Raw genomic sequence first — 24,942 nt, 5'->3', positions numbered from 1 at the left:
GCTTCGTTCTCGTGCGGTCGGCGGCTAGACGGGCGGCGCGCCCACGGCCCCACCCGCGGTCTGGATGGGCACCGCGAAGCCGATGCCGACGAAGAAGGCCTGGTCGGCGGGGTTGGCGAGGCCGGTGACGATGCCGATGACCTGGCCCGCCTCGTTGAGCAACGGGCCGCCGGAGTTGCCGGGGTTGACCGCGGCGTCGAACTGGATGAGGCCGTCCAGCTCCCCGCCGTCGTCCAGCCGCACCGAGCGGTCGAGCCCGGAGACCACGCCGGACGTGAGGGTGCGGCTCAGCCCGAAGGGATGCCCCACGGCGATGACGTCCTGCCCCACCTGGGCGCCGCCCCCGAGCACCGCCGGCACGACGACCTCCGGCAGCTGGTCCACCGCGAGGACGGCGATGTCGTCCTCGACGCGGCGCGTGCGGACCTCGGCGTCGGCGCGGGTGCCGTCCGAGAAGCGCACCTGCACGCCCTCGGCCCCGTCCACCACGTGCAAGGCCGTGAGAACCGCCCCGGAGGCGTTGACGACGACCCCCGCCCCGGTGCCGATCGAGGCACCCGAGGCGTCCTGCGTGACGACCTGCACCAGCGAGGGCAGGACGGCCTGGTAGACGACCGAGGCGACCGGTGGCGCGTTCTGCTGCTCCTCGAGGGCCTTGGAGACCCGCTCGTCCACGGCGCGGTCGACGTCGCGCTGGGTCGGTGCGGGTGTGCCCGGGCGGCTCTGGAGCAGCACCACGGCCGCAGCGACGACGACCACGAGGAGGGCCAGGAGCACCCACCGCCGGCGTCCCGCCCGCGCCGGCTCCGCCGGGGGGCCGGCATCCGCTTCCCCCGCGGCCCTCGGCGGCAAGATCCCGGCCACCTTTTCGAGGGTACGTCGCACCACGGCCGGAGGATAGGTTCGGCGACATGGACAACGTCGTCGACACCTCTCGGACCCCTTCGCTCCTCCGCCCGCCCTCGGTGCCGGCGGACCTCGAGTCGCTGCGCGCCCTGCAGCTCGACCGGCTGCGCTGGAGCCTCGGCCACGCCTACGAGAACGTGCCCCACTACCGGAAGGCGTTCGACGAGGCCGGTGTGCGGCCCGACGACCTGCGCGAGCTCGCCGACCTGGCCCGGTTCCCCTTCACCGCCAAGGCCGACCTGCGCGAGAACTACCCCTTCAAGATGTTCGCCGTCCCGCGCGAGCAGGTCGCCCGCATCCACGCCTCGAGCGGCACCACCGGGCGGCCCACCGTGGTCGGGTACACGAAGGGCGACATCGACACCTGGGCCGAGGTCATGGCCCGCTCCATCGCGGCGGCCGGGGGTCGCGCGGGCGACATGGTGCACGTCGCCTACGGCTACGGGTTGTTCACCGGCGGCATCGGGGCCCACTACGGCGCCGAGCGGCTCGGCTGCACCGTCGTCCCCGTCTCGGGCGGCATGACCGAGCGCCAGGTCCAGCTCATCGCGGACTTCCGGCCCCGGATCATCATGGTGACGCCCTCGTACTTCCTCGCCATCCTCGACGAGATGGAGGCTCAGGGGATCGACCCCAAGGAGACCTCCCTCGAGATCGGCATCTTCGGCGCCGAGCCGTGGACGGAGCAGATGCGCGAGGAGGTCCAGCGGCGCACCAACATCCGCGCCGTCGACATCTACGGCCTCTCCGAGGTGATGGGTCCGGGGGTCAGCCAGGAGGCGGGCGCGACCCAGGACGGCCTGCACATCTGGGAGGACCACTTCTACCCCGAGATCGTCGACCCCGTCACCGGCGAGGTGCTGCCGGACGGCGCGGAGGGGGAACTGGTCTTCACGTCGCTGACCAAGCAGGCGATGCCCGTGGTGCGCTACCGCACCCGCGACCTGACCACGTTGCTGCCGGGCACGGCATACCCGCAGTTCCGGCGGATGGCCAAGATCACGGGTCGCACCGACGACATGATGATCGTGCGGGGCGTGAACGTCTTCCCGTCGCAGGTGGAGGAGCTCATCCTCCGGGTGGAGGGGCTCGCACCGCACTACCTCTGCGTGCTCACCCGGCCCGGCCGGATGGACGAGCTGACCGTGCGGGTCGAGGCCTCCGCCGCGGACGTCGACGAGGCGCGGCGCACCGCCATGGCACGCGAGCTGCAGACCTTGGTGAAGCACCGGATCGGGGTCACCGTCGCCGTCGAGGTGGTGGAGCCCCACACCCTCGAGCGCTCGCTCGGCAAGGCCAGGAGGATCGACGACCAGCGGCACCTGCGCTGAGGGCGGCTACGCCGGCACGGCGAACACCACGACGTTGCGCTCGTAGTGCCCTGTGCGGCGGTCGAACTCGCCACCGCAGGTGACCAGCAGCAGGCGTGCCCGCACGTCCTGGCGGAAGAGGTCGCGCCACGGCAGGGTCGCCTTGGGGTAGGAGCGCCGGGCGACGACGCGATAGGTGGCCGAGCTGCCGCCGGCGCCGCGCACCGTGACGGTCGCGCCGACCGGCGTGCGGCTGAGGTCGACCAGGCTGCCGAGCCCCTCCTCGGCGGAGTCGACGTGGCCGGCCATGAGGATGGTCCCGTAGGGGGCGCCCGGTGCGGCGCCGCCGGACCACCAGCCCACCTCGCGCGGGCTCTCGGGCACCACCAGCGCGCCCGTTGCGTCCACGCGGGTCGACACGACGGGAGCGTCGACGTCGATCGCGGGCACTCGCAGGACGGTGGGCCTGAACGAGAGGTCGGGCGCCACCGTCAGGGACCCGCGGGTCGGGGGCGGCGACGCCGACGGGGCGGCCGGGCCGCCCGTAGAGGTCGTGGGGCGTTCTGCCACAACGGCCGCGGGCACGTCACCGGCGTCCGTTCCGGGCTGCGGTCCGACGCCGCGAACCGCCCCCACCCCGGCAGCGGCGAGCAGCAGGGCACCGGCGACCAGGTCCGTCATGCCTGGTCGCCGGTGCCTGCCGTCTCGCACGGGATGTGCCCTGGTGTTCCCGGTCAGCGCTTCGCGGACGCGCCGGCAAGGCGGCGCGACCCGGCCACGACGAGGGCAGCCCCGGCCAGGGCCGTGAGCACGACCAGCGGAGCGGAGGGGCCGCCGTCAGCCTGGCCACCGGTGCCGGCGTTGACGGTGCTCGGGGCGGCGCTGCCACCGCTGCCGTAGGCCTGGGTCACCGCGGTCAGGGTGTCGCCCTCGAGGCTGCCGATCGCGTAGACGACCAGGGTCTGGCCCGACTGCACGGGCAGGTCGACCGGCCCGATCACCGGGTCGGTCGTCCCGGCGGCGGCCACCGAGGCCGAGACGGTGCCCTCGGGCACCATCAGCATCTTCTCGTCGGGGTTGCTCAGGTCGCTGATGACCGCCTCCCCGCCGGCGAGCACGTCGACGGCCGGCGCAGCGGCGGTGTGGCGCACCACCAGGCGCCCCATGCCGTCCGGCACGGCCTCCGTGGGGTTGATGAACGGCTTGATCGCGGGCTCACCCTCGGCCGTCAGATGGGCCACCACGGTCGCGTTGGCTCCCGCGGGCAGGTCCGGCGACAGCTCGAGGATGGGGTCGGAGCTGGCGGCCGCCCCGGCGGGACGCACCTCGATCTCGTGCGACCCGGCCGGAAGGCTGATGGGGTCGGTGACGGTCTCGAACTCGAAGTTCGACAGCGCGCGGTTGCCGTCGACGTAGACGTCGACCGCGGTGTCGGGTATGCCGTGCACCACCGTGACCGTGGCGTCACCAGTGGCGGCCTGCGCCGGCAGCGCGGCCAGCCCAGCCGCGGCGAGCACGCCGGCAGCCGCGAGTGTGGCGCGCAGTCCGTGGGTTGTCTGATTCTTCATGGGTGTGCCCTTCTCGACCTGTGCGCCCCCTGGATGGGCGCCCTGACACCACCGGTTCGGTCCAGCGGGGGCGGCGGATGGGGAACTTCTTCATTTAGTTTCTCTGTTGCGCAAGTTCGCTGTGGGCTGACAGCGCGCTCTGGCGTCACCGCGATCCACTTGTAATCATGATTACATGACTACACGAACAACAACCGCAGAGGCGTGGCTGGCCGGCCGCCTCCCGGAGGACTGGTTCACCGGCCCGGTCGAGGTCCGCCGCGACCGCGACGAGATCATCGTCATCGGCACCCTGCGCGAGCCGCAGCTGCCCGAGGACGCGGATGACTCCGACCGCGAGGTCGCCGCCCGCGCCCGCATCAAGTCCTTCCGCGAGGAGACCCGCGAGCGGCGCATCGAGATCGCCCGCGAGCTCGAGCACCTGAGCGGCCGGAAGGTCTCCTGGGGTGTCCGGGTGGGCGACCGCGAGGCCCTGTTCACCCACCTCGCCGCCCCCGTGATGACGCGGCTGCGCCAACCGGAGCGACACGTGCTCGACACGCTCGTCGACGCCGGCGTGGCCCGGTCGCGGGCCGAGGCCCTGGCCTGGTGCGTGCGTCTGGTCGGCGAGCGGTCCGAGACCTGGCTCGCCGAGCTGCGCACCGCGATGGAGCAGGTCGAGGAGGTGCGCAGGAAGGGGCCGGACAGCTGATGTCCGCCCACGGCGAACAGGCAGGCCAGGGGGCCGAGAAGGGGAACACCCCGGCATACCGCCGCGTTTGCCCCCATGTATGAAGCCGTGCGAGGCGACACCACCGGTCCGCCGAACGGTCCCGATCCCGCATCGACCCCTTCGACCCGTTACCCGGGGTCGGTCCGCACGGATAGCATCGAGGTGATCTCGATTAGGCAGGAGCAGAGAGATGTTTGAACGGTTCACCGACCGTGCCCGCCGCGTGGTGGTGCTCGCGCAGGAAGAGGCGCGCATGCTCAACCACAACTACATCGGCACGGAGCACATCCTGCTCGGCCTCATCCACGAGGGTGAAGGCGTCGCCTCCAAGGCTCTGGAGAGCCTCGGCATCTCGCTGGAGTCGGTCCGCGAGCAGGTCCAGGAGATCATCGGCCAGGGTCAGCAGGCTCCCTCCGGCCACATCCCCTTCACGCCGCGTGCGAAGAAGGTGCTCGAGCTCAGCCTCCGCGAGGCCCTGCAGCTCGGCCACAACTACATCGGCACCGAGCACATCCTGCTCGGCCTGATCCGTGAGGGCGAGGGCGTCGCTGCGCAGGTCCTCGTCAAGCTCGGCGCCGACCTCAACCGGGTGCGCCAGCAGGTGATCCAGCTGATCTCCGGCTACCAGGGCAAGGAGGGTGCCGGAGCCGGTGTCGGCGCCGGCGTGCAGCAGGAGGGCACTCCCGCAGGCTCGCTCGTGCTCGACCAGTTCGGCCGCAACCTCACCCAGGCCGCCCGCGAGGGCAAGCTCGACCCGGTCATCGGGCGCGAGAAGGAGATCGAGCGGGTCATGCAGGTGCTGTCCCGCCGCACCAAGAACAACCCGGTCCTCATCGGTGAGCCCGGCGTCGGCAAGACCGCCGTCGTCGAGGGCCTGGCGCAGGACATCGTCAAGGGCGAGGTGCCCGAGACCCTCAAGGACAAGCAGCTCTACACCCTCGACCTCGGCGCGCTCGTCGCCGGCAGCCGCTACCGCGGTGACTTCGAGGAGCGGCTGAAGAAGGTCCTCAAGGAGATCCGCACCCGCGGCGACATCATCCTGTTCATCGACGAGATCCACACCCTCGTCGGTGCGGGCGCCGCCGAGGGCGCCATCGACGCGGCGAGCATCCTCAAGCCGATGCTGGCCCGCGGCGAGCTGCAGACCATCGGCGCGACCACGCTCGACGAGTACCGCAAGCACATCGAGAAGGACTCGGCCCTCGAGCGCCGGTTCCAGCCGATCCAGGTGGCCGAGCCGACGCTGTCGCACGCCATCGAGATCCTCAAGGGCCTGCGCGACCGCTACGAGGCGCACCACCGCGTCTCCATCACCGACGCGGCGCTGGTGGCGGCGGCCAACCTGGCCGACCGCTACATCAACGACCGGTTCCTCCCGGACAAGGCGATCGACCTCATCGACGAGGCCGGCGCGCGACTGCGCATCCGCCGCATGACCGCTCCGCCGGACCTGCGCGAGTTCGACGAGCGCATCGCCTCGGTGCGCCTCGAGAAGGAGTCGGCCATCGACGGCCAGGACTTCGAGAAGGCCGCCCGCCTGCGCGACGACGAGAAGAAGCTGCTGGCCCAGAAGGCCGAGCGCGAGTCGCAGTGGAAGTCCGGCGACATGGACGTCGTGGCCGAGGTCGACGAGGAGCTCATCGCCGAGGTCCTCGCCGCGAGCACCGGCATCCCCGTGTTCAAGCTGACCGAGGAGGAGTCCTCGCGGCTGCTGCACATGGAGGACGAGCTGCACAAGCGCATCGTCGGCATGGACGACGCCATCAAGGCGCTGTCCCAGGCGATCCGCCGCACCCGCGCTGGCCTGAAGGACCCGCGCCGCCCGGGTGGGTCGTTCATCTTCGCCGGCCCCACCGGCGTCGGCAAGACCGAGCTGGCCAAGACGCTGGCCGAGTTCCTCTTCGGCGACGAGGACAGCCTCATCCAGCTCGACATGTCGGAGTTCTCCGAGAAGCACACCGTCTCGCGGCTGTTCGGCTCGCCCCCCGGCTACGTCGGCTACGAGGAGGGCGGCCAGCTCACCGAGAAGGTGCGCCGCAAGCCGTTCTCGGTCGTGCTGTTCGACGAGGTCGAGAAGGCCCACCCGGACATCTTCAACAGCCTGCTGCAGGTGCTCGAGGACGGCCGCCTCACCGACTCCCAGGGTCGGATGGTCGACTTCAAGAACACCGTCATCATCATGACGACCAACCTCGGCACCCGTGACATCGCCAAGGGCGTCTCGCTCGGCTTCTCGGCCGGTCCGGACTCCCGCAGCGACTACGAGCGGATGAAGAACAAGGTCGTCGACGAGCTGAAGCAGCACTTCCGCCCCGAGTTCCTCAACCGTGTCGACGACACGATCGTCTTCCCGCAGCTCACGCAGGCGGAGATCGTCGCCATCGTCGACCTCGAGATCGCCAAGCTCGACAAGCGGCTCAAGGACAAGGACATGGGCCTCGAGCTCACCATGGAGGCCAAGGCGCTGCTGGCGAAGAAGGGCTACGACCCCGTGCTCGGCGCCCGGCCGCTGCGCCGGACGATCCAGCGCGAGATCGAGGACGTGCTGTCCGAGAAGATCCTCTACGGCGAGCTCAAGGCCGGCGAGATCGTCGCGGTCGGCACCGAGGGTGAAGGCAAGGCCGAGACCTTCACCTTCACCGGCAACCCGCACCCCAGTGCCCTCGACCTGCCGGTCGTGGAGACGGTGGGCGACACCAGCGACTGACACACACAGCCGCACAAGAAGAGGCCCGGGACCAGCTGGTCCCGGGCCTCCTCGTTCCCCCTCGCCCCCGCTAGGCGAGCCTGTCGAGCATCCGCTGCATGTGGTTGATCTGGGCGAGCTGGGTCACGTGGACCTCGTCGCCGAGCTGGGTGACGACCTCGTCGCGGCCGCTGCGGTGCTGGTCGAGAACCATCTCGAGCGCCCCCTGGTGGTGGGCGGTCATGAGCCGAAGCCACATCCGGTCGGCCTCGACCCCCCGGGCGGCGGCGAGCTGGTCGAGCTGCTGGGGCGTCGCCATGCCCGGCATCGCGCCGTGGCTGCCGTGGCTGCGCACCCCGAACAGGGGGTTCTCCGCCTGGGGCGGCACCTCCTGCCCACGTTCGCGCAGGAGCCGGGCCATGTAGTCGATCTCCGGTTCCTGCTCGTCGGCGATGCGGCTGGCGAGCGCCTTCACCTGGGCGTCGGTCAGGTGCTCCAGCGCGATGTCGACCATCACGACCGCCTGCGCATGGTGGACCACCATGTCCTGGAGGAACCGCACGTCGTCGGGGTCGACCGGCGCAGCGGGACGGGGAGCAGCGGCGGTCCCGGTGAGCGACACGTTCGGCTCGCCCGGCCGCCCCGGCTGGAGGACCGGCGCCGTCGGCGACGTGACCACCGGCGCGGTCGTGGTCAGCTCGGAGCGGGTCGTGCAGCCCGAGAGGAGCGCGGACGCCGCGGCGAGACCGACGGAGGCGGCGACGACTCGGGGGAGGACTCTCACGGCCCTGAGCCTAGGTGCAAGTTTTTACCCAATACAGAGGTCTTCGGTCTTGTTTGCGTAAAGCCTGCAGGGGAGGGTGAGCCCAACCTTCGAGACCGAGGAGATACCCGGATGAGAGTTCGTCGACTGGTCGCCAGCGTGTTCGCTGCGGCTGTGGCGGTGGGCGGCGTCAGCGCCGCCAGTGCCAGTGCAGGGGATGGCGTCGGCAAGTCGGGCACCGAGCTGGGGCCGTACGAGATCGGCCGCAGCGCCAACGTCGAGCACCTCAAGAACATCCCGCACTCGGGGCCGCTGGCCGGTGCCACCGGTTCGGACCTGGCCTTCCAGGACGGCAAGGCGTTCGTCGGCAACTACAACGGCTTCGTCATCTACGACGTGACGACCCCGTCGGAGCCGAAGATGCTCGCCCAGGTGAGCTGCCCGGGCGCGCAGAACGACATCAGCGTGTACGGCAACCTGCTGTTCCTCTCGACCGACGCGTCGCGCAGCAACGACTCGTGCTCGTCGATCGCGCAGTCGGCGGCGGTCAAGGAGTCGTGGGAGGGCATCAAGATCTTCGACATCTCCGACGCGACGAACCCGAGCTACCTCGCGTCCGTCGAGACCGCCTGCGGCTCGCACACCCACACCGTGGTGCCCGGCGGTGACAGCGTCTACCTCTACGTCTCGAGCTACTCGCCCCGCGCCGAGTTCCCGGACTGCCAGCCGCCGCACGACTCGATCTCCATCATCGACGTGCCGCTCGCGGACCCGCTCACGGCCAAGGTCGTGGCCACGCCCAACCTGTTCCCCGACGGCGGCTACACCAACACCAGCGGCTGCCACGACATCACCGCGTTCCCGGCCAAGAAGATCGCCGCGGGCGCCTGCATGGGCGACGGCATCATCATGGACATCTCCGACCCGGTCGCGCCCAAGGTCGTCGAGCGCGTGACCGACACCGTGAACTTCGCGTTCTGGCACTCGGCGACGTTCAACGCCAAGGGCACCAAGGTCGTCTTCACCGACGAGCTCGGTGGCGGCGGTGCGGCCACCTGCAACGCCAAGGTCGGCCCGACCCGCGGCGCCAACGGCATCTACGACCTGAGCGCGGACAACCAGCTGACCTTCCGGTCGTACTACAAGATCCCGCGCCACCAGAACGACACCGAGAACTGCGTCGCCCACAACGGGTCGCTGATCCCGGTGCAGGGCCGCGACGTCATGGTGCAGTCCTGGTACATGGGCGGCACGAGCTTCTGGGAGTTCACCGACTCGGACAACCCGCGTGAGATCGGCTACTTCGAGCGCGGGCCGGCCCCCTCGGGCGGCGGTGGCGGCACCTGGTCGTCGTACTTCTACCGCGGTCACGTGTACTCCTCCGACATCGGCCAGGGCTTCGACGTCCTCGACATCACCGACAAGAGCCTGATGAAGGCCGACCTGGTGCCGATGGACGAGCTCAACGTGCAGTCCCAGCCCGTCTACCAGCTGCGCTGAGGCGTGCCGGTGACGACGCGCTGACCAGTGCGATTACCAGATCCAGCCACGCGTCCCCTTACTGTGGGGCGCGTGGCTGATCTGCATGTCCCCCGCCGTTCCCTCGTGGCGTCCCTCCTCGCCGCTCCGTTCCTCGTCGCCTCGTGCTCCAAGGACGACAAGCCCGCGCCGCGGGCGAGCAGCACCACGACGACGACCACCACGACGACCACCGCCGCCCCGCCGAAGCCGAAGGTGACCGGCAAGGGCCTGCCTGCCGACCTGCTTGCCGTCACCCAGGCGCTCTACCTCGGGGGCAAGGTCCCTGCACTCGCGTCGGTGGGCAAGGTCCTCGGCAAGCGGAAGGTGCGCGCCAAGAGCATCGCGGTGGCCGGGTCGACCGGCGCCTGGAAGGGCACCCCGGTCGCCGTGGTCACCTACGGCAAGGACGTGACGCTCCTCGTCAAGGACAAGCGCTGGACGGTGGTGGGCGGCTGGTGGCCCTCGCTCGGCGTCGCGCGCGTGCCCATGAAGCCCATGCGCGTGCTGGCGATCGGCTCGGACGCGCGCAACCACCAGAGGGTGGAGGCCTGTCGGGCCGACGCCCTCCAGCTCATCGGCGTGGACAACCAGGGGGTCGGCGGCATCGTCGGAATCCCCAGGGACTCCTACGTGCCGATCTCCGGCGGGGGCACCGACAAGATCAACGCCGCGCTGGTGCTGCGGGGGGTGAGGGGCCAGGTGAGGACCGTCGAGCAGGCCACCGGCCTCACGGTCGACGGCTACGTGATGACGGGGTTCAAGGGTTTCCGCGCCATGGTCAAGGCCCTCGGGGGAATCACCTTCGTGGCGGCCTCCAGCCTGCGGTCGGTCGACAACTACCAGATCGTCAAGGCGGGCCGGAACACCCTGAACTCCAAGACGGCGCTCGGCCTCGCCCGCGAGCGCAAGCACCTCCCGAACGGTGACTTCGGACGGTCGACGAACCAGGGCCTGATCATCAAGGCCGGCATCGCCATGGCGCAGGCGCGCGGGCCCGCGCACCTGCCCAAGTACCTCACGGCCATGGGTCCCCACCTGCAGACGGACCTGAACGCGGCACAGGTGCTGACCCTGTGCTCCGCCGTGTACATCGGGAAGAAGGCGTCCTCGATCCGCACCGGAGCGGTCCCGGGCGGGGTCGGCATGCGGGCCGGGCAGTCGGTCGTGCTGCTCGGCAGCCGGGCGCGGAGCATCTTCGCGGACCTGCGGGACGGGCGGCTTGGCGCCTGACCCGGGCTCGGCCCGCTCGCCCCTGGTGCGCCGTGCGCGCACGGCCGACGTCAAGGCGATCCGGGCCATCGTCGCCCCCATGGCGCAGTCCCGGGTGCTCATCGCCAAGGAGGCGGTGACCTACTACGAGGCGGTGCAGCAGTTCCGCGTCGCCGAGGTGGGTGGCAGGGTCGTCGGCTGCGGTGCCCTGCACGTCATGTGGGAGGACCTCGCCGAGATCCGCACCCTGGCGGTGCTCCCGGAGGCCAAGGGCACCGGCGTCGGCTCGGCCCTGCTCGACTCCCTCGTGGAGGACGCCCGCGAGCTCGGCGTGCAGCGGCTGTTCTGCCTCACCTTCGAGGTGGACTTCTTCGCCCGGCACGGCTTCGAGCCCATCGAGGGCCGGGCTGTCGACCCCGAGGTCTACGCCGAGCTCTTGCGCTCCTACGACGAGGGTGTCGCCGAGTTCCTCGACCTGGAGCGGGTCAAGCCCAACACCTTGGGCAACACCCGGATGCTTCGTCAGCTCTGAGCCGGCCGGCTCGCCCGCACGCGCACCCGCACCGAGACGAGCAGGCACACCGCCAGCAGTCCGGCGGCGACGCCGAACCCGAGCTCGGGCACGAGCGGCAGCGCGATACCGACGGCCCCGCCCACGACCCACGCCATCTGCAGCGCCGTCTCGCACCACGCGAACGCCCGGGTGCGCATCGCGTCGGGGATGTCGCGCTGCACGATCGCGTCGGTGCCCAACCGCGCCAGCTGCACGCCCAGGCCGGTCACGAGCCCGAGGGCGACCAGGGTCCACAGCGAGTAGAACGCGGCGGTGAGCACGGCCAGGGCCAGGTCGGCGATGAGCGCTGCCGAGACGATCGCCTCCGGCCGGCGGGTGCTGAGGAAGCGACCGAGCAGGGTGGCCGCTGCGTTGCCGAGTCCGGCGGCGCCGAGCACCAGGCCCAGGACCAGGGTCTCGGGGACGCCGGGCAGCGGGTGCTCGCGCATGAGGAAGGTCAGGAACAGGGTGAGGAAGCCGACGAGCATCCTCGTGCCGACCGAGGCGACCAGCGCGGCACGCAGGGTGGCCGGCAGCGCGCCCACCTGGGCGCGCAGCCGCTGCCAGACCGTGCGGTCGCCTGCGGCCCCACCCCCGACGGGCAGCGGCACGGTGTCGTCGAGGTCCCGCTCGCCGACCGAGGAGTCCACCCGTGCGGGCAGCCGGATGGCCAGCACGGTGCCCACGACGTAGATGGCGAAGGCCATCCGCAGCGACCACTGCGGGCCGATCCTGGCCACGGCCCCTGCCAGGCCACCGCCGACCGCCATGCCCAGGACACCGGCGAAGGCGTTGCGCGAGTTGGCCTGCACCAACGTGTAGTGCGGCGGCAGCAGTCGCGGCACCGCAGACGCGCGGGTGATGCTGTAGGCCTTGGAGGCGACGAGGCAGCCGAGCGCCGCTGGGAACAGCCACGCCGAGTCGTCGACGACGGCGTCCGCGAGCACCCAGCAGAGGAAGGCGCGCGCCGCGAGCGTCGTGCCGATCGCCCACCGGCGGCCGTGGCGGAACCGGTCGAGCAGCGGCCCCACGAACGGCGCGAGCAGCACGAACGGCGCCAGGGTCAGGAGCAGGAACCTGGCGACCTCGCCACGGGCCTCGCCGGTCGGCATGGCGAAGACGGTCCCGGCGAGCGAGACCGTCACCGCCGCGTCTCCGGCGAGGTTGACGAAGTGCAGCTCGATGGCCTTTGACAGGCCGCTCTCCCCGGCGCCGCCCCACGTCGTCCAGGCCCGGGCCCTGCGCGCCCCGGAGGTGGTGGCGCGCCGCACCGCGTGACCCGCGCGCGAGGCCCCGCGTCTCACCGCGGGGGCGCGCCGACCGCGCTGCGGCTCACCCGGCATACCGCTCACTCGTCGTGCTGCCCGGCAGCCGGAACCGGCCGCGGGCCAGCGGTTCCACGAGGCCGTCGGCCACCAGGCCGTCGAGGCACCGCTCGCGGCGGGCCTGCTCGGGCACGGCGGCGGCCAGCGCGGCCCGGCCGACCGGTGCGTCGCTCTCGCGCAGCACCGCCAGGAGGGCGCCTCGTGCCTGGCGGTCGGTGCCGTGCCAGGACTGGCCGCGTCGCGGCGGTCCGTCGTGTGCCGGGTGGCCGGCCAGCCGCCAGGCGCACAGGGAGGCGATGGGGCACGACCCGCACCGGGGCGTCCGGGCCGTGCAGACGAGGGCCCCGAGCTCCATCACCGCGACGTTCCACGTGGCGGCGTCCTCGTGGTCCTCGGGCACGAGGGTGGCAGCCAGCTCGTACTCGGCACGGGTCAGCGCCGGCGCGGGGTACTGCTGCGCGCTCGAGACCCGGGCGAGCACCCGGCGGATGTTGGTGTCGACCACCGTCGTGCGCTCGCCGAAGGCGAACGCCGCGACTGCGGCAGCGGTGTAGACCCCCACCCCCGGCAGGGTGAGCAGCGCCGCCTCCGTGGCCGGCACCTCGCCGTCGTGCTCGTCGCGCATGGCGGTCGCCGCCGCGTGCAGGCGCAGCGCACGGCGGGGGTAGCCGAGGCGTCCCCAGGCCCGCACCGCCTCGCCCGGTGGCTCGGCCGCCAGGTCGGCGGGGGAGGGCCAGCGCCGCATCCACTCGTGCCAGACCGGCTCAACCCGGGCGACGGGCGTCTGCTGGAGCATGACCTCGGAGACGAAGACGCCCCAGGGGGAAGCCGCGCCGCGCCACGGCAGGTCACGGGCGGCCCCGGCATACCAGTCGAGGAGCCGGGCGTGCAGCTCCTGCTCCGGGGCCGAGGCGCTCACACGTAGCGTTCGAGGATGCTCGACTCGGCGAGGCGGGACAGGCCCTCGCGGACCGCCCGCGCCCGGCCCTCGCCGACGCCCTCGACGTCCATGAGCTCCTCGAGGTTGGCGGCGAGCAGCTTCTGCAGGCTGCCGAAGTGCTCGACGAGGCGGTCGACGATGGCGCCGGGCAGGCGAGGGACCTTGCTCAGCAGCCGGTAGCCGCACGGGCTCACAGCGGAGTCGAGGGCGTCGCCGACGATGGTGAAGCCGAGAGCCTTGGCGCCGGCCGACAGGTCGAGCAGCTCGGTGGAGGTCAGCTGCTCCAGCGCCGTCAGCGCCTCCTCGACCGACAGGCCACCGCGCGCCTCGGGGAGGTAGTCGCGGATGACGAGCTCGCGGTCGTTGCCCAGGCCGCCGGTGAGCTCTTCGAGCTGGAGGGTGAGCAGCCGGCCGTCGACGCCGAGCTCGACGACGTAGCCCGCGATCTCGTCGCTGATCCGCCGCACCATCTCGAGGCGCTGGAGCACGCTGGCCACGTCGCGCACGGTGACGAGGTCCTCGATCTCGAGGGCGGAGAGGGTGCCGGTCACCTCGTCGAGCCGGGACTTGTAGCGCTCGAGCGTCTGCAGGGCCTGGTTGGCGCGGGAGAGGATGGCGCTGGAGTCCTCGAGCACGTGCCGACGGCCGGCGACGTAGAGGGCGACGATGCGCATGGACTGGCTCACCGAGACCACGGGGTAGCCCGTCTGCTTGGCGACGCGCTCGGCGGTGCGGTGGCGGGTGCCGGACTCGCTGGTCTCGATCGAGGAGTCCGGCAGCAGCTGGGTGGCGGCCCGCAGGATGCGGGAGACCTCGCGGTCGACCACGATGGCGCCGTCCATCTTGGCGAGCTCGCGCAGGCGGGTGGCCGAGAACTCGACGTCGAGAGGGAAGCCGCCGGTCGAGATCTGCTCGACGAGCTTGTCGTGGCCGAGCACGATCAGGGCGCCGGTGCGACCGCGCAGGATGCGCTCGAGGCCGTCGCGCAGCTCGGTGCCGGGGGCCACGGCGGCCAGGGTGGCGAGCAGCAGCTCGTCATCGCGTTGTTCCACTCGCTGGACCCCTGTGTTCACTGCTCCCGGCACTGCCGCCGGCTGGTCTGGCCGAAGTCTATCCGCGAGCCGCCGGCAGTGCTGCCACCACGGCCCGACTGATGTCGGCGCACTCCACCACCTCGATGCCCTCCGGGGTGGGTCCGGAGCCCAGCACGCCGGGGGGTACGAACGCTCTCCGGAAGCCCAGGCGCGCAGCCTCGGCCAGACGCCGGGGGATGCCGGTCACCGGGCGCAGCTCGCCGGCGAGGCCGATCTCCCCGAACGCGATCGAGCCCGGCTCCAGCGGCTGCTCGCGGATGGCGCTGGCGACGGCCAGGGCCACCGCGAGGTCGGAGGCCGGCTCGCTCAGCCGCGCCCCACCGACGGTGGACAGGTAGACGTCGGCCTTGCCCAGCGGCGCCTTCGCCCGCCGGTCGAGCACGGCGAGAATCATGGCCACGCGCGAGGAGTCCAGCCCGCTGGTGGCCCGCCGTGGGGTGGGGATCTCCGTCTTCGCCACGAGCGCCTGCACCTCCGTCATCAGCGGCCGCTTGCCCTCGAGGGTTGCGGTGACGCAGGTGCCCGGCACCGTGACGGTGCCGTGCGAGAGGAAGAGCCCGCTGGGGTCGGGGAGGCCGACGATGCCGACGTCGGAGAGGTCGAAGCAGCCGACCTCGTCGGTGGGGCCGTAGCGGTTCTTCACCGCGCGCACCATGCGCAGGCGGGAGTGCCGGTCGCCCTCGAACTGCACCACCACGTCGACGAGGTGCTCGAGCACCCGGGGGCCGGCGATGGACCCGTCCTTGGTCACGTGGCCGACCACGAGCGTCGCCATGCCGCGCGACTTCGCGGCCTGGATCAGGGAGGCCGCGACCTCGCGCACCTGCGAGACGTTGCCCGCCGACCCCTCGACCTCGCCGCTGGAGATGGTCTGCACCGAGTCGACGACGAGCAGGTCGGGGCTGATCGCCTCGACCTGGCCCAGCACGGTGGCCAGGTCGGTCTCGGCGGCGAGGTAGAGGGACTTGGCCATCGCCTCGATGCGCTCGGCGCGCAGCCGCACCTGGGCCGCGGACTCCTCGCCGCTCACGTAGAGGACCGTGCGGCCCTCCCCGGAGCGGGCCGCCCGGGCAGCGACGTCGAGCAGCAGGGTGGACTTGCCGATGCCGGGCTCGCCGGCCACGAGGACCACCGCGCCGGGCACCAGGCCGCCGCCGAGCACGCGGTCGAACTCGCCCACGCCGGTGCTGCGGGCCTCGGCACGGCGGGCGTCGACCTCACCGATCGGCAGTGCCGGGCGCTCGACGCGACCCGCCGCCGTGGTGCGCACGGTGACCGCGCCGATCTCGCTGACGCTTCCCCAGGCCTGGCACTCGCCGCAGCGGCCGACCCACTTCACCGTGGACCAGCCGCACTCCGAGCAGCGGTAGCCGCTCGCCTTCGTCGATGCCTTCGAAGCCATGGCGCACAACCTACGGTGCGCCGCCGACAGCCAGGGTGCGGCAGGGCCGGGGGAGGCAGGTCAGCCCTGGAGCGGCCTCAGCGGCCAGAAGACGACGGTGCGGGTCTCCTCGGGTGGCGCCTCGGGGCCGCTCCAGTACTCCTCCCACATGACCCCGGACTCCTCGACCTGCCGACCCTGCGCGACGACGCCCTTCTGGAGGGCCTCGTAGGCCTCGCCGAGCCGCTCGTACGGGCCGATGTGGACGGTCGTGGCGACCTCGCAGGCGGGCAGCTGCAGGGGCTCCACCCCCTCGCCGGGCTCGAACGGAGCCTCCACGACGAAGCCCGCGGCGACGTGGAAGAGGTTGCCCTCCATCTCGTAGACGGAGATGGCGGGGCCCGCGACGGGCACCCCGATCCTGGCCAGGTAGCCCGCCACGCCGCCGAAGGCCGCTGACGACTTCTGCCCCATGTCGTCGACCTCCGGCCGCGCGTCGAACCGCTTCACCGCCAGGTGCCGGCCCTTCTCGGTGGTGGTGCTGACGTCGTAGCTCATGTCGTCCTCCTCGGCTGGTCTGTCCACGCTAGGAGCGTCGAGGCCGGGGTGACAGGGACCAATGGACCTTCAGAAGCGGCGCCACCAGAGGTTGACCGCGTAGTCGACGCCGGTGCCGGCGTGCTCGGCGAGGATGCCCTCGGCCACGGTCTCGGGGAACTCGATGCGCACGACCGACTCGAAGTCCTCGCGCGAGTCGAAGTCCCACCGGATCACGAGCCGCTCGCGTGACCAGCCCTGGCGGGCCCAGAACCGCTCGACGGCCAGCGGGTCGTACGCAGGGTGGGCGCGCCGGAACCAGCCGCCGAAGGTCGAGCGGGTGGCGTCGTTGTCGATGACGAAGGCCGTTCCGCCCGGGCGCAGCACCCGGGCGAGCTCGGTGAGGCCCGGCTCGCACCCGGCGCCGAAGAAGTACGCCCAGCGGGCGTGCGCCACGTCCATGGACGCGTCCGGCAGCGGCAGCGCCTGGGCCGTGCCGTCGAGGACCTGTATGCCGTGCTGGCCGGCCACCCGCGCCTGCGCCAGCTCCAGGAGCGGGGGGTGGGGCTCGACCCCGACGACGCTGCGGGCGCCGAGGTCGGCGAACCGGGGCAGGTGGAAGCCGCTGCCGCAGCCGATGTCGACCAGGTCGGCACCCTGGAGCGGGTGGATGCGGCTCATGGCCGCCTCGATGAGCCCGGCCCGGTCGACGCCCAGGTTCTCGACCTCGTAGACGTCGGGCGAGCCCCAGATGTTCGGGCTCGGCGTGGGGTGCGCGGGGTCACGAGGACCGGTGGGCATCAGGCTCGCCTGCGGGCGGCTGCCTCGGTCTGGGCGGCCAGCGTCGCGGGGTGGACCATCAGCGGCAGCAGCTTGTGCGAGCCGCTGGCCCGCACCGCCTTCACGCTGGCGAGGTGGGCCTCGCAGCGCACCTCGAGCTCGGCATACGCGGCCTCGCCCATGAGCTCGACCAGCTCGGCCCGGTTGCTGCGGAAGACCGGCTCGCGCCCCACGTGCGCCTCGGGGTTGGCCGAGCAGTACCAGTCGAGGTCGTGCCCGCCCGGTCCCCAGCCGCGCCGGTCGTACTCGGTGATGGTCGTCTCGAGCCAGGAGGTGCCGTCGGGCAGCTCGACGCGGCGGTAGGTGCGCCGGATGGGCAGCTGCCAGCAGACGTCGGGCTTGACCGTGTGCGGCTCCTTGCCAGTGAAGACCGCGTGCTGGTGCAGGGCGCAGCCGGCGCCGGCGGGGAAGCCCGGGCGGTTGAGGAAGATGCAGGCGCCGTCGACGACCCTGGTCTTCAGGGCGTCGTCCTCCTTCTCGGTCCAGGCGGAGAGACGCGTCGTGCCCGGGTGGTGTTGCCACTCGTCCTCGCCGAGCTCGCGCACCGCCTCCTTGACCCGCTGCACGTCGTCCTTGTCGGTGAAGTGCGCCCCGAGCGTGCAGCACCCATCGTCGGGCCGGTCGGCGTAGATGCCGTGGCAGCCGCTGCCGAAGATGCACGTCCAGCTCGACGTGAGCCAGGTCAGGTCGCAGCGGAAGCGCTGGTCGCTGTCGGCGGGATCGGTGAACTCGACCCAGAGGCGGGCGGTCTCGAGCGGGGTCTCAGCCACGCAGCCCACCCTACGTCCACCGCGTCAGCCGCTACGGTGAACGCCATGCGCCTAGGGGTCATCGACGTCGGCTCGAACACCGTGCACCTGCTCGTGGTCGACGCCCACCACGGCGCCCAGCCGCTGCCCGCCACCTCGCACAAGATCGAGCTGCGGCTGTCCGAGCACGTCACCGACGACGGCCACATCGACGACGCGGGCGCCGCCAACCTCGCGCGCTTCGTCCTCGAGTGCCTCGACGTCGCCGAGGACCAGGGTGTCGAGGACCTGATCGCCTTCGCCACCAGTGCGATTCGTGAGGCGCCCAACGGTGACGCGGTGCTCGCCATGGTGCGCGCCCGCACGGGCGTCGACCTGCAGGTGCTCAGCGGGGTGGACGAGGCGCGGCTCACCTTCCTCGCCGCACGACGCTGGTTCGGGTGGTCGAGCGGCACCCTCCTCGTCGTCGACATCGGTGGCGGCTCCCTCGAGCTGGCGGCCGGCATGGACGAGGAGCCCGATGCCGCGATCAGCCTGCCGCTGGGGGCCGGTCGCCTCACGCGCGACCTGCTGCCCGGTGACCCTCCTGACGTCGAGACGGTGCGCGCGGCCCGCAAGGCGATCCGGGCGCGGATCGCCGGCGACCTGCGGCCGCTCACCAAGGTCGGCCGGGTCGACCGTGCCGTGGGCACCTCCAAGACCATGCGCTCGCTGGCCCGCATCGCGGGCGCCGCCCCGAGCAGCGAGGGCCCGTATGCCGCGCGCAGCCTCGCGCGCTCCGACCTCGGTGACGTGGTGGCCCTGCTGGCGAGGACCACGGCGGCCCAGCGCGCCGAGCTGCCCGGGGTGTCGCCGTCGCGGGCCCGACAGCTGCTCGCCGGGGCCCTGGTCGGCGAGGCGGCGATGGACCTGCTCCAGGTCGAGCGGCTGGACATCTGTCCCTGGGCGCTGCGCGAGGGCATCATCCTCGGACGCCTCGACAGCATGGGCTGAGGCCCGAGCCCGCTCGATACGCTCGTGCCATGTCCGCCGCTGTCTCCATCCCCGGTGCGCAGGTCGCGCTGTCGACGGCATCGGTCTACCCGGAGAGCTGTGCGGCGGCCTTCGCCACCGCCCGGCGGCTCGGCTACGACGGGGTCGAGGTCATGGTCTGGACCGACCCGGTCTCCCAGGAGCCCGGCGCCATCAAGGCGCTCTCCGAGCTGCACGGCATACCGGTGCTGTCGGTGCACGCGCCCACCCTCCTCCTCACGCAGCGGGTGTGGAGCACCGACCCGTGGACGAAGGTCGACAAGTCCATCGAGCTCGCCCAGGAGGTCGGCGCGCAGACCGTGGTGCTCCACCCGCCCTTCCGCTGGCAGCGTGACTACGCCCGGGAGTTCCTCGACGGGGTGGCGCTGCGCGAGCACGAGACCGGCATCCGGCTCGCGGTGGAGAACATGTTCCCGTGGCGGGCGCGCAACCGTGAGTACCAGGCGTACCTGCCCGGCTGGGACCCGGTTCCGCTGCCCTACGACAACGTGACGGTCGACCTCTCGCACACGGCGACGGCTGGGTCGGACGCGCTGCAGATGGCCGCCGACCTCGGCTCGCGGCTGGCCCACGTGCATCTCGCCGACGGGACGGGCACGGCCCTCGACGAGCACCTGGTGCCGGGCAGGGGCACCCAGCCGTGTGCCGCGTTCCTGGAAGTCCTTGCGGAGCAAGGTTTCTCGGGTGCCGTCGTGGTCGAGGTGGGCACGCGCAAGCTCACCGAGGAGCAGCGCGAGCTCGACCTCAGCGAGGCGCTGGCGTTCGCCCGGCTGCACCTCGCCACCGCCTCCACCGTGAAGACCTCATGAGCCCGCGCGGGCGCCGGCCCGGGGGCGAGGACACCCGCGCGACCATCCTTCAGGCGGCGCGGTCGGAGTTCGCCGAGCAGGGCTACGACGCCACCTCCCTGCGCGGCATCGCGCGGCGGGCGGGCGTGGACCCTGCCCTGGTGCACCACTACTTCGAGGGCAAGCCGGCCCTCTTCGCCGAGGTCATGGACCTCCCCGTCGACCCCTCCGTGCTCATCGACAAGGTGATCGCCGGGCCGCGTGAACGGGTGGGCGCCGCGCTCGTCGAGACGTTCCTCGACGTCTGGGACTCGCCGGCGGGCCGCCAGCGCTTCCAGGCAGTGGTGCGCTCGGCGTCCTCGCACGACGAGGCGGGCCGGATGCTGCGCGAGTTCCTGACCCGCGAGATCTTCGGCCGTGTCGCGACCGAGCTGACGCCGGCCGCCGGCGTCGACGCGCTCGCGACCGCGCAGCTGCGGGCGGGCCTCGCCGCAGGCCAGATGCTGGGGATGGCGATGATGCGCTACGTCGTCCACTTCCCCGAGGTGGTGCAGGCCAGCCGCGAGGAGCTGGTCGCCCTCGTGGGGCCGTCGATCCAGCGCTACCTGGCGCCCTGAACACCCTTGTCGGGCGGCCCCGGTGGGCGTAGATTTCATCACATGATGAATCACGCTGTGGAGGTCGACGACCTCCGCGTGGTACGGGGAGGGCGCGAGGTGCTGCCAGGCCTGAGCATGCGCATCCCGAGCGGCACCCTCGTCGGACTGCTCGGCCCCAGCGGTGGCGGGAAGTCGACGCTGATGCGCGCGATCGTCGGTGTCCAGGTGGTGCACGGCGGCACGGTCACCGTGCTCGGCGAGCCGGCCGGGTCGCCGGTGCTGCGGGACCGCGTCGGCTACCTCACCCAGTCGCCGAGCATCTACGACGACCTCACGGTGCGCGAGAACGTGCGCTTCTTCGCCCGCATGCTGGGGGCGGGGCAGGACTCGGCCGAGCGGGCCATCGCCGCCGTCGACCTCGAGAGCCACGCCGGAGTGCTGGCCGGGCGGCTCTCCGGGGGCCAGCGGTCACGGGTGTCGCTCGCCTCGGCCCTCGTGGGCGAGCCCGAGCTGCTGGTGCTGGACGAGCCCACCGTCGGCCTCGACCCGGTGCTGCGGCGCGACCTGTGGCGGCTGTTCCACCAGCTCGCCGACGCGGGCACCTCGATGGTGGTGTCCAGCCACGTCATGGACGAGGCCACCCGGTGCGACCGGCTGCTGCTCCTGCGCGAGGGCAGGCTGCTCGCCGACGAGCCGCTGCCGGCGCTGCTCGAGCGCACCGGCACCACCGACGCCGAGACTGCCTTCCTCGCCCTCATCGACGCCGCCGAGGAGGTGGCGCCGTGAGCCCGCACCGCACGCTCGTGATGACCGGCCGCGTGCTGCGCCAGCTGCGCACCGACCACCGCACCATCGCCCTCATGCTGCTCGTGCCCTGCGTCCTGCTGGGGCTGCTGGCCTGGATCTACAACGGCACACCGGTGTTCGACAGGATCGGCCCGGCGCTGCTCGGTGTCTTCCCGTTCGTCGTCATGTTCATCGTGACCAGCGTGGCCACCCTGCGGGAGCGCACCTCCGGGACGCTCGAGCGCCTCATGACCACACCGATGGCCAAGACCGACCTCATGGTCGGCTACGCGCTGGCCTTCGGGCTGATGGCGGTGCTGCAGGCCCTGGTGGCCTCGACGTTCGCGATCTACGTGGCGGGCCTCGACCTCGTGGGCCCGGTCTGGGTGCTCGTCGTCGTGGCCGTCGCCGACGCCGTGCTCGGCACCGCGCTGGGCCTGCTCGCCAGCGGGTTCGCGCGCACGGAGTTCCAGGCGGTGCAGTTCATGCCCGCGTTCGTGCTGCCGCAGTTCCTCCTGTGCGGCCTGCTCGTCGCCCGCGACCAGCTCCCGCAGGCGCTGCAGCCCATCTCCGACGTGCTCCCGCTGTCGTATGCCGTGGACGCCATGAACGCGGTCGCCGCCACCGCCGAGCCGCTCTCCGAGGTGGCCCCGGACCTGCTCGTCATCGCGGCGTGGGTGCTCGCCTCGCTGCTCCTGGGGTCGCTCACCCTCCGCCGCCGCACCCCCTGACGGTCGGGGATAGCCTTGGCGGCGGTCGCGACAGCCGTGGCCGGACGTCGGAAGGACCCTTCGTGGACGCAGGTGACCTGCTGCGCGGCGCACTGCTGCAACTCTCCAAGAGCGACACGGTGCGACGGACCGTCGAGACGGCCCCCGTCAGCCGGCAGGTGGTGCGGCGCTTCGTCCCCGGGGCCACCACCGAGGACGCGGTCGCGGCCACGGCCGCGCTGCGCATGACCAACCGGCTCGCGACCATCGACTACCTCGGCGAGGACACCCTCGACCTCGCGCAGGCGATCCGCACCCGCGACGCCTACCTGCACCTGCTGCGCGAGCTCGAGCGCGCCGACCTGAGCCAGATGGGCATGGGCGAGGTGAGCCTCAAGCTCAGTGCCCTCGGCCAGGCCCTGCCGGGCGACGGGAAGAAGATCGCCCTCGAGCACGCGCGCGAGATCTGCGAGGCCGCGGCCGCCGCCGGCACGACCGTCACCCTCGACATGGAGGACCACACCACGACCGACGCCACCCTGGAGGCCCTGCGCGAGCTGCGCCAGGACTTCCCATGGGTCGGCGCGGTCATCCAGTCCTACCTGCGCCGCAGCGAGGCCGACTGCCGCGACCTCGCCCACGAGGGCAGCCGGGTGCGGCTGTGCAAGGGTGCCTACAAGGAGCCGGAGTCGGTGGCCTTCCAGTCCTCCGACGAGGTCGACACGGCCTACGTGCGGTGCCTGAAGATCCTCATGGCGGGCGACGGCTACCCCATGGTCGCCAGCCACGACCCGCGCCTGGTCGAGATCGCCGGCGCGCTCGCCGCCCACAACGGCCGCGACCCGCAGACCTACGAGTACCAGATGCTCTACGGCGTCAGGCCCGAGGAGCAGAAGCGGATCGCCGACCGCGGCAACCAGATGCGCGTCTACATCCCCTACGGCGAGGAGTGGTACGGCTACCTCATGCGCCGCATGGCCGAGCGCCCGGCCAACACCATGTTCTTCCTGCGCGGCCTGGCCACGCGGGGCTGAGAGAAGGAGGCACCGATGGGCACCGTGGCGATCTTCGGCGCCGGCGTGATGGGCGAGACCCTGCTCTCGGGACTCATCCGGGCCGGCCGCAGCGCGGACGACATCATCATCACCGACCGCCGCCCCGAGCACCTGGCCCAGCTGCACGACCGCTACGGCGTGCGCACCATGGCCAACGCCGAGGCAGCGTCCGCCGCCGACACCCTCGTCCTCGTGGTCAAGCCGCAGGACATGGACGCCCTGCTCGAGGAGATCAGCGACCACGTCGCCGAGCACAACCTCGTCGTCAGCCTGGCCGCCGGCATCACCACCGAGTTCCTCGAGTCCCGGCTGCCCGGCGGCAGCTCCGTCGTGCGGGTGATGCCCAACACCCCCGCCCTGGTCGACCAGGGCATGGCCGCGATCAGCGCCGGGAAGCACTGCGACGCCTCGCACCTCGCCGAGGCGGCCGACCTGATGCGCTCGTGCGGCAAGGTGCTCGAGGTGGCCGAGAAGCACCAGGACGCCGTCACCGCGATCTCCGGCTCCGGCCCGGCCTACATCTTCTACGTCGTGGAGGCCATGATCGAGGCCGGCGTCGTGCTCGGCCTGCCCCGCGCGACCGCGACCGAGCTGGTGGTCCAGACGCTCTTCGGGGCGGCGACCATGATCAAGGAGACGGGGCAGCACCCGACGGTCCTGCGCGAGCAGGTGACCTCGCCCGGCGGCACCACGGCCGCGGCGCTGCGCCAGCTCGACGACCACAAGGTGCGCGCCGCGTTCATCACCGCGATGGAGGCAGCGGCCGAGCGGTCGCACCAGCTCGCCTCCGGCAATGGCTGAGCAGCCGACCAGCCTCTGCCGCGTCGACGAGTCCAACTGGCGCACCTACCGCGACGTGCGGCTCGCCTCGTTGCTCGACACGCCCTCGGCCTTCGGCAGCACGTATGCCGCCGAGTCCGCCTTCACCGACGAGCGCTGGCTGGCGCGCGTGCACGGCGGGTCGTCCACGTGGCTGGCGATGTGGGGCGAGCTGCCCGTGGGCACCGCGACGTCGGTCCGGTTCCTCGAGCAGGGCGAGCACGAGACCTGCCTGGTGGGCATGTGGGTGGCCGGGCACGCGCGGGGCAGGGGAGTGGGCGAGGCCCTGGTCGGGCAGGTCATCGCAGACGCGCGCTCCCGGCGCCTCGCCAGGGTCACGCTCGATGTCGCCGAGACCAACCACCCCGCGCGAAACCTCTACGAACGCAGCGGCTTTCGCCCTACCGGCCGCCGCGGTGTGCTCCCTCACGACGAGCGGATCGTGGAGCTGGAGATGGCCCTGGAGCTGTGAACTCCGGGTGAACCCGGTGAGCCGGGCGGTCGCCACCGGACCCGCTCGTGCGACAGTGGGGACATGAGCGAGATCTCCGTGCGCGAGCTGACCGAGGACGAGTGGGAGACCTACCGCGAGGTGCGCCTGGCGGCGCTCGAGGAGTCGCCCGAGGCCTTCGTGGCCTCCCTCAGCGAGGAGCAGGCCTACGACGAGGCCTTCTGGCGCACGCGGATGCGGCGCTCGCGCCGGCTGCTCGCCGAGGTGGACGGCCGCTCGGTGGGCGTGGCCAGCGTCGGCGAGGCCGGACCGGACAACCCCACCGTGGCCGAGCTGTTCGGGCTCTGGGTCGCCCCCGACTTCCGCGGCGCCGGGGTGGCGACGCAGCTCGTCCAGGCGGGGGCCGACACGGCCCGCAGGCAGGGCCGCACGCACATCGCGTACTGGGTGGGCACCGACAACGGGCCGGCTGTCGCCTTCGCCAGCGGCTTCGGCTTCCGCCCCACCGACAGCCGGCGCCCCATGCGCGTGGCCTCCGGGGCCGGCGACGAGGAGATCGCCATGGTGCTCGCGCTCGGGCAGGACCGCGGCGTCCCGACGCTGTAGGA

The 24,942-nt window shown here is 72.1% G+C and carries 26 protein-coding genes; 15 read left to right on the top strand and 11 right to left on the bottom strand.

The genetic code is table 11. The features are described 5' to 3' along the window. Nucleotides 1–24: 24 nt before the first annotated feature. Nucleotides 25–864, bottom strand: coding sequence for a trypsin-like peptidase domain-containing protein (locus P0Y31_RS00385; protein WP_275866112.1), 840 nt, complete (start codon nt 862–864; stop codon nt 25–27). Between the two features lie 47 nt (nt 865–911). Between P0Y31_RS00385 and paaK the strand changes: the two genes are divergently transcribed. Beyond that, nucleotides 912–2,237 (top strand): phenylacetate--CoA ligase PaaK, encoded by a 1,326-nt coding sequence (paaK, locus tag P0Y31_RS00380; protein ID WP_275866111.1) that lies wholly within the window; start codon nt 912–914, stop codon nt 2,235–2,237. Between the two features lie 6 nt (nt 2,238–2,243). On the opposite strand, the gene P0Y31_RS00375 is transcribed toward paaK, so the two are convergent. Together P0Y31_RS00375 and P0Y31_RS00370 are read right to left on the bottom strand one after the other, a co-directional pair. Next, nucleotides 2,244–2,897: a class F sortase gene (locus tag P0Y31_RS00375; protein WP_275866110.1), complete on the bottom strand. Its 654-nt coding sequence runs from the start codon at nt 2,895–2,897 to the stop codon at nt 2,244–2,246. 53 nt (nt 2,898–2,950) lie between these two features. Continuing rightward, the gene (locus P0Y31_RS00370; protein WP_275866109.1) at nt 2,951–3,784 is read right to left on the bottom strand and encodes a DUF4397 domain-containing protein; all 834 of its coding nucleotides are present in this window, start codon (nt 3,782–3,784) and stop codon (nt 2,951–2,953) included. 175 nt (nt 3,785–3,959) lie between these two features. On the opposite strand from P0Y31_RS00370, the gene P0Y31_RS00365 reads away from it, so the two are divergent. Then, nucleotides 3,960–4,475, top strand: coding sequence for a hypothetical protein (locus tag P0Y31_RS00365; RefSeq protein ID WP_275866108.1), 516 nt, complete (start codon nt 3,960–3,962; stop codon nt 4,473–4,475). Nucleotides 4,476–4,686: 211 nt separating this feature from the next. Further along, nucleotides 4,687–7,203 (top strand): ATP-dependent Clp protease ATP-binding subunit, encoded by a 2,517-nt coding sequence (locus tag P0Y31_RS00360; protein ID WP_275866107.1) that lies wholly within the window; start codon nt 4,687–4,689, stop codon nt 7,201–7,203. 70 nt (nt 7,204–7,273) lie between these two features. Here the strand turns inward: P0Y31_RS00360 and P0Y31_RS00355 are convergent, their stop codons facing one another. Beyond that, complete coding sequence (locus P0Y31_RS00355) at nt 7,274–7,966, bottom strand: DUF305 domain-containing protein (protein ID WP_275866106.1); 693 nt, start codon at nt 7,964–7,966, stop codon at nt 7,274–7,276. Between the two features lie 111 nt (nt 7,967–8,077). Here P0Y31_RS00355 and P0Y31_RS00350 point away from each other — a divergent pair, with 111 nt between their 5' ends. The 3 genes from P0Y31_RS00350 (at nt 8,078) to P0Y31_RS00340 (ending at nt 11,207) form a co-directional block, all read left to right on the top strand. Then, nucleotides 8,078–9,445 carry a hypothetical protein gene (locus P0Y31_RS00350; protein WP_275866105.1) on the top strand — a complete coding sequence of 456 codons (1,368 nt, stop codon included), beginning with the start codon at nt 8,078–8,080 and terminating at the stop codon, nt 9,443–9,445. Between the two features lie 72 nt (nt 9,446–9,517). Next, nucleotides 9,518–10,696, top strand: coding sequence for an LCP family protein (locus P0Y31_RS00345; protein ID WP_275866104.1), 1,179 nt, complete (start codon nt 9,518–9,520; stop codon nt 10,694–10,696). Next, nucleotides 10,686–11,207: an amino-acid N-acetyltransferase gene (locus P0Y31_RS00340; RefSeq protein WP_275866103.1), complete on the top strand. Its 522-nt coding sequence runs from the start codon at nt 10,686–10,688 to the stop codon at nt 11,205–11,207. Before P0Y31_RS00345 ends, P0Y31_RS00340 begins: the two co-directional genes overlap by 11 nt. Here P0Y31_RS00340 and P0Y31_RS00335 read toward each other — a convergent pair. The 7 genes from P0Y31_RS00335 to P0Y31_RS00305 all read right to left on the bottom strand — a co-directional run bounded on the left by P0Y31_RS00335 (nt 11,198) and on the right by P0Y31_RS00305 (nt 18,115). Continuing rightward, entirely contained in the window at nt 11,198–12,499 is a 1,302-nt protein-coding gene (locus tag P0Y31_RS00335; RefSeq protein ID WP_275866102.1) for an MFS transporter, read from the bottom strand. The genes P0Y31_RS00340 and P0Y31_RS00335 overlap by 10 nt on opposite strands. A gap of 61 nt (nt 12,500–12,560) precedes the next feature. Beyond that, nucleotides 12,561–13,472 (bottom strand): A/G-specific adenine glycosylase, encoded by a 912-nt coding sequence (locus P0Y31_RS00330; protein WP_275866101.1) that lies wholly within the window; start codon nt 13,470–13,472, stop codon nt 12,561–12,563. Continuing rightward, nucleotides 13,469–14,545, bottom strand: a complete 1,077-nt coding sequence (disA, locus tag P0Y31_RS00325) for a DNA integrity scanning diadenylate cyclase DisA (protein WP_275805227.1) — start codon at nt 14,543–14,545, stop codon at nt 13,469–13,471. Before disA ends, P0Y31_RS00330 begins: the two co-directional genes overlap by 4 nt. Nucleotides 14,546–14,603: 58 nt before the next feature. Next, nucleotides 14,604–15,989: a DNA repair protein RadA gene (gene radA, locus P0Y31_RS00320; protein ID WP_275866100.1), complete on the bottom strand. Its 1,386-nt coding sequence runs from the start codon at nt 15,987–15,989 to the stop codon at nt 14,604–14,606. Nucleotides 15,990–16,049: 60 nt separating this feature from the next. Next, entirely contained in the window at nt 16,050–16,553 is a 504-nt protein-coding gene (locus P0Y31_RS00315) for a GyrI-like domain-containing protein (protein ID WP_275866099.1), read from the bottom strand. A gap of 42 nt (nt 16,554–16,595) precedes the next feature. After that, entirely contained in the window at nt 16,596–17,306 is a 711-nt protein-coding gene (locus P0Y31_RS00310; protein ID WP_275866098.1) for a class I SAM-dependent methyltransferase, read from the bottom strand. After that, the gene (locus P0Y31_RS00305; RefSeq protein ID WP_275866097.1) at nt 17,306–18,115 is read right to left on the bottom strand and encodes a hypothetical protein; all 810 of its coding nucleotides are present in this window, start codon (nt 18,113–18,115) and stop codon (nt 17,306–17,308) included. The genes P0Y31_RS00310 and P0Y31_RS00305 overlap by 1 nt, the downstream gene beginning before the upstream one ends. 45 nt (nt 18,116–18,160) lie before the next feature. Here P0Y31_RS00305 and P0Y31_RS00300 point away from each other — a divergent pair, with 45 nt between their 5' ends. The 9 genes from P0Y31_RS00300 (at nt 18,161) to P0Y31_RS00260 (ending at nt 24,940) form a co-directional block, all read left to right on the top strand. Next, nucleotides 18,161–19,087: a Ppx/GppA phosphatase family protein gene (locus P0Y31_RS00300; protein ID WP_275866096.1), complete on the top strand. Its 927-nt coding sequence runs from the start codon at nt 18,161–18,163 to the stop codon at nt 19,085–19,087. A 29-nt stretch (nt 19,088–19,116) separates the two neighbouring features. Beyond that, entirely contained in the window at nt 19,117–19,935 is an 819-nt protein-coding gene (locus P0Y31_RS00295) for a sugar phosphate isomerase/epimerase (RefSeq protein WP_275866095.1), read from the top strand. After that, the gene (locus tag P0Y31_RS00290; RefSeq protein WP_275866094.1) at nt 19,932–20,531 is read left to right on the top strand and encodes a TetR family transcriptional regulator; all 600 of its coding nucleotides are present in this window, start codon (nt 19,932–19,934) and stop codon (nt 20,529–20,531) included. The genes P0Y31_RS00295 and P0Y31_RS00290 overlap by 4 nt, the downstream gene beginning before the upstream one ends. Nucleotides 20,532–20,573: 42 nt before the next feature. Beyond that, complete coding sequence (locus P0Y31_RS00285) at nt 20,574–21,299, top strand: ABC transporter ATP-binding protein (protein ID WP_275866093.1); 726 nt, start codon at nt 20,574–20,576, stop codon at nt 21,297–21,299. Then, a complete protein-coding gene (locus tag P0Y31_RS00280; protein ID WP_275805209.1) occupies nt 21,296–22,030 on the top strand; it encodes an ABC transporter permease in 735 nt (244 codons plus the stop codon). The genes P0Y31_RS00285 and P0Y31_RS00280 overlap by 4 nt, the downstream gene beginning before the upstream one ends. 62 nt (nt 22,031–22,092) lie before the next feature. Beyond that, on the top strand, nt 22,093–23,043 hold the full coding sequence (locus tag P0Y31_RS00275; protein WP_275866092.1) for a proline dehydrogenase family protein: 951 nt from the start codon (nt 22,093–22,095) through the stop codon (nt 23,041–23,043). Nucleotides 23,044–23,058: 15 nt separating this feature from the next. Next, a complete protein-coding gene (gene proC / locus P0Y31_RS00270; protein WP_275866091.1) occupies nt 23,059–23,865 on the top strand; it encodes a pyrroline-5-carboxylate reductase in 807 nt (268 codons plus the stop codon). Then, the gene (locus tag P0Y31_RS00265; protein WP_275866090.1) at nt 23,858–24,355 is read left to right on the top strand and encodes a GNAT family N-acetyltransferase; all 498 of its coding nucleotides are present in this window, start codon (nt 23,858–23,860) and stop codon (nt 24,353–24,355) included. Before proC ends, P0Y31_RS00265 begins: the two co-directional genes overlap by 8 nt. A 63-nt stretch (nt 24,356–24,418) precedes the next feature. Continuing rightward, nucleotides 24,419–24,940, top strand: coding sequence for a GNAT family N-acetyltransferase (locus tag P0Y31_RS00260; RefSeq protein ID WP_275866089.1), 522 nt, complete (start codon nt 24,419–24,421; stop codon nt 24,938–24,940). The last annotated feature ends 2 nt before the right edge of the window (nt 24,941–24,942 follow it).

It is taken from the genome of Knoellia sp. 3-2P3 (assembly GCF_029223115.1).
Classification (GTDB): domain Bacteria; phylum Actinomycetota; class Actinomycetes; order Actinomycetales; family Dermatophilaceae; genus Pedococcus_A.
Note: the sequence above shows the minus strand (reverse complement) of the source record. Positions and strands in the feature narration are given on the sequence as shown.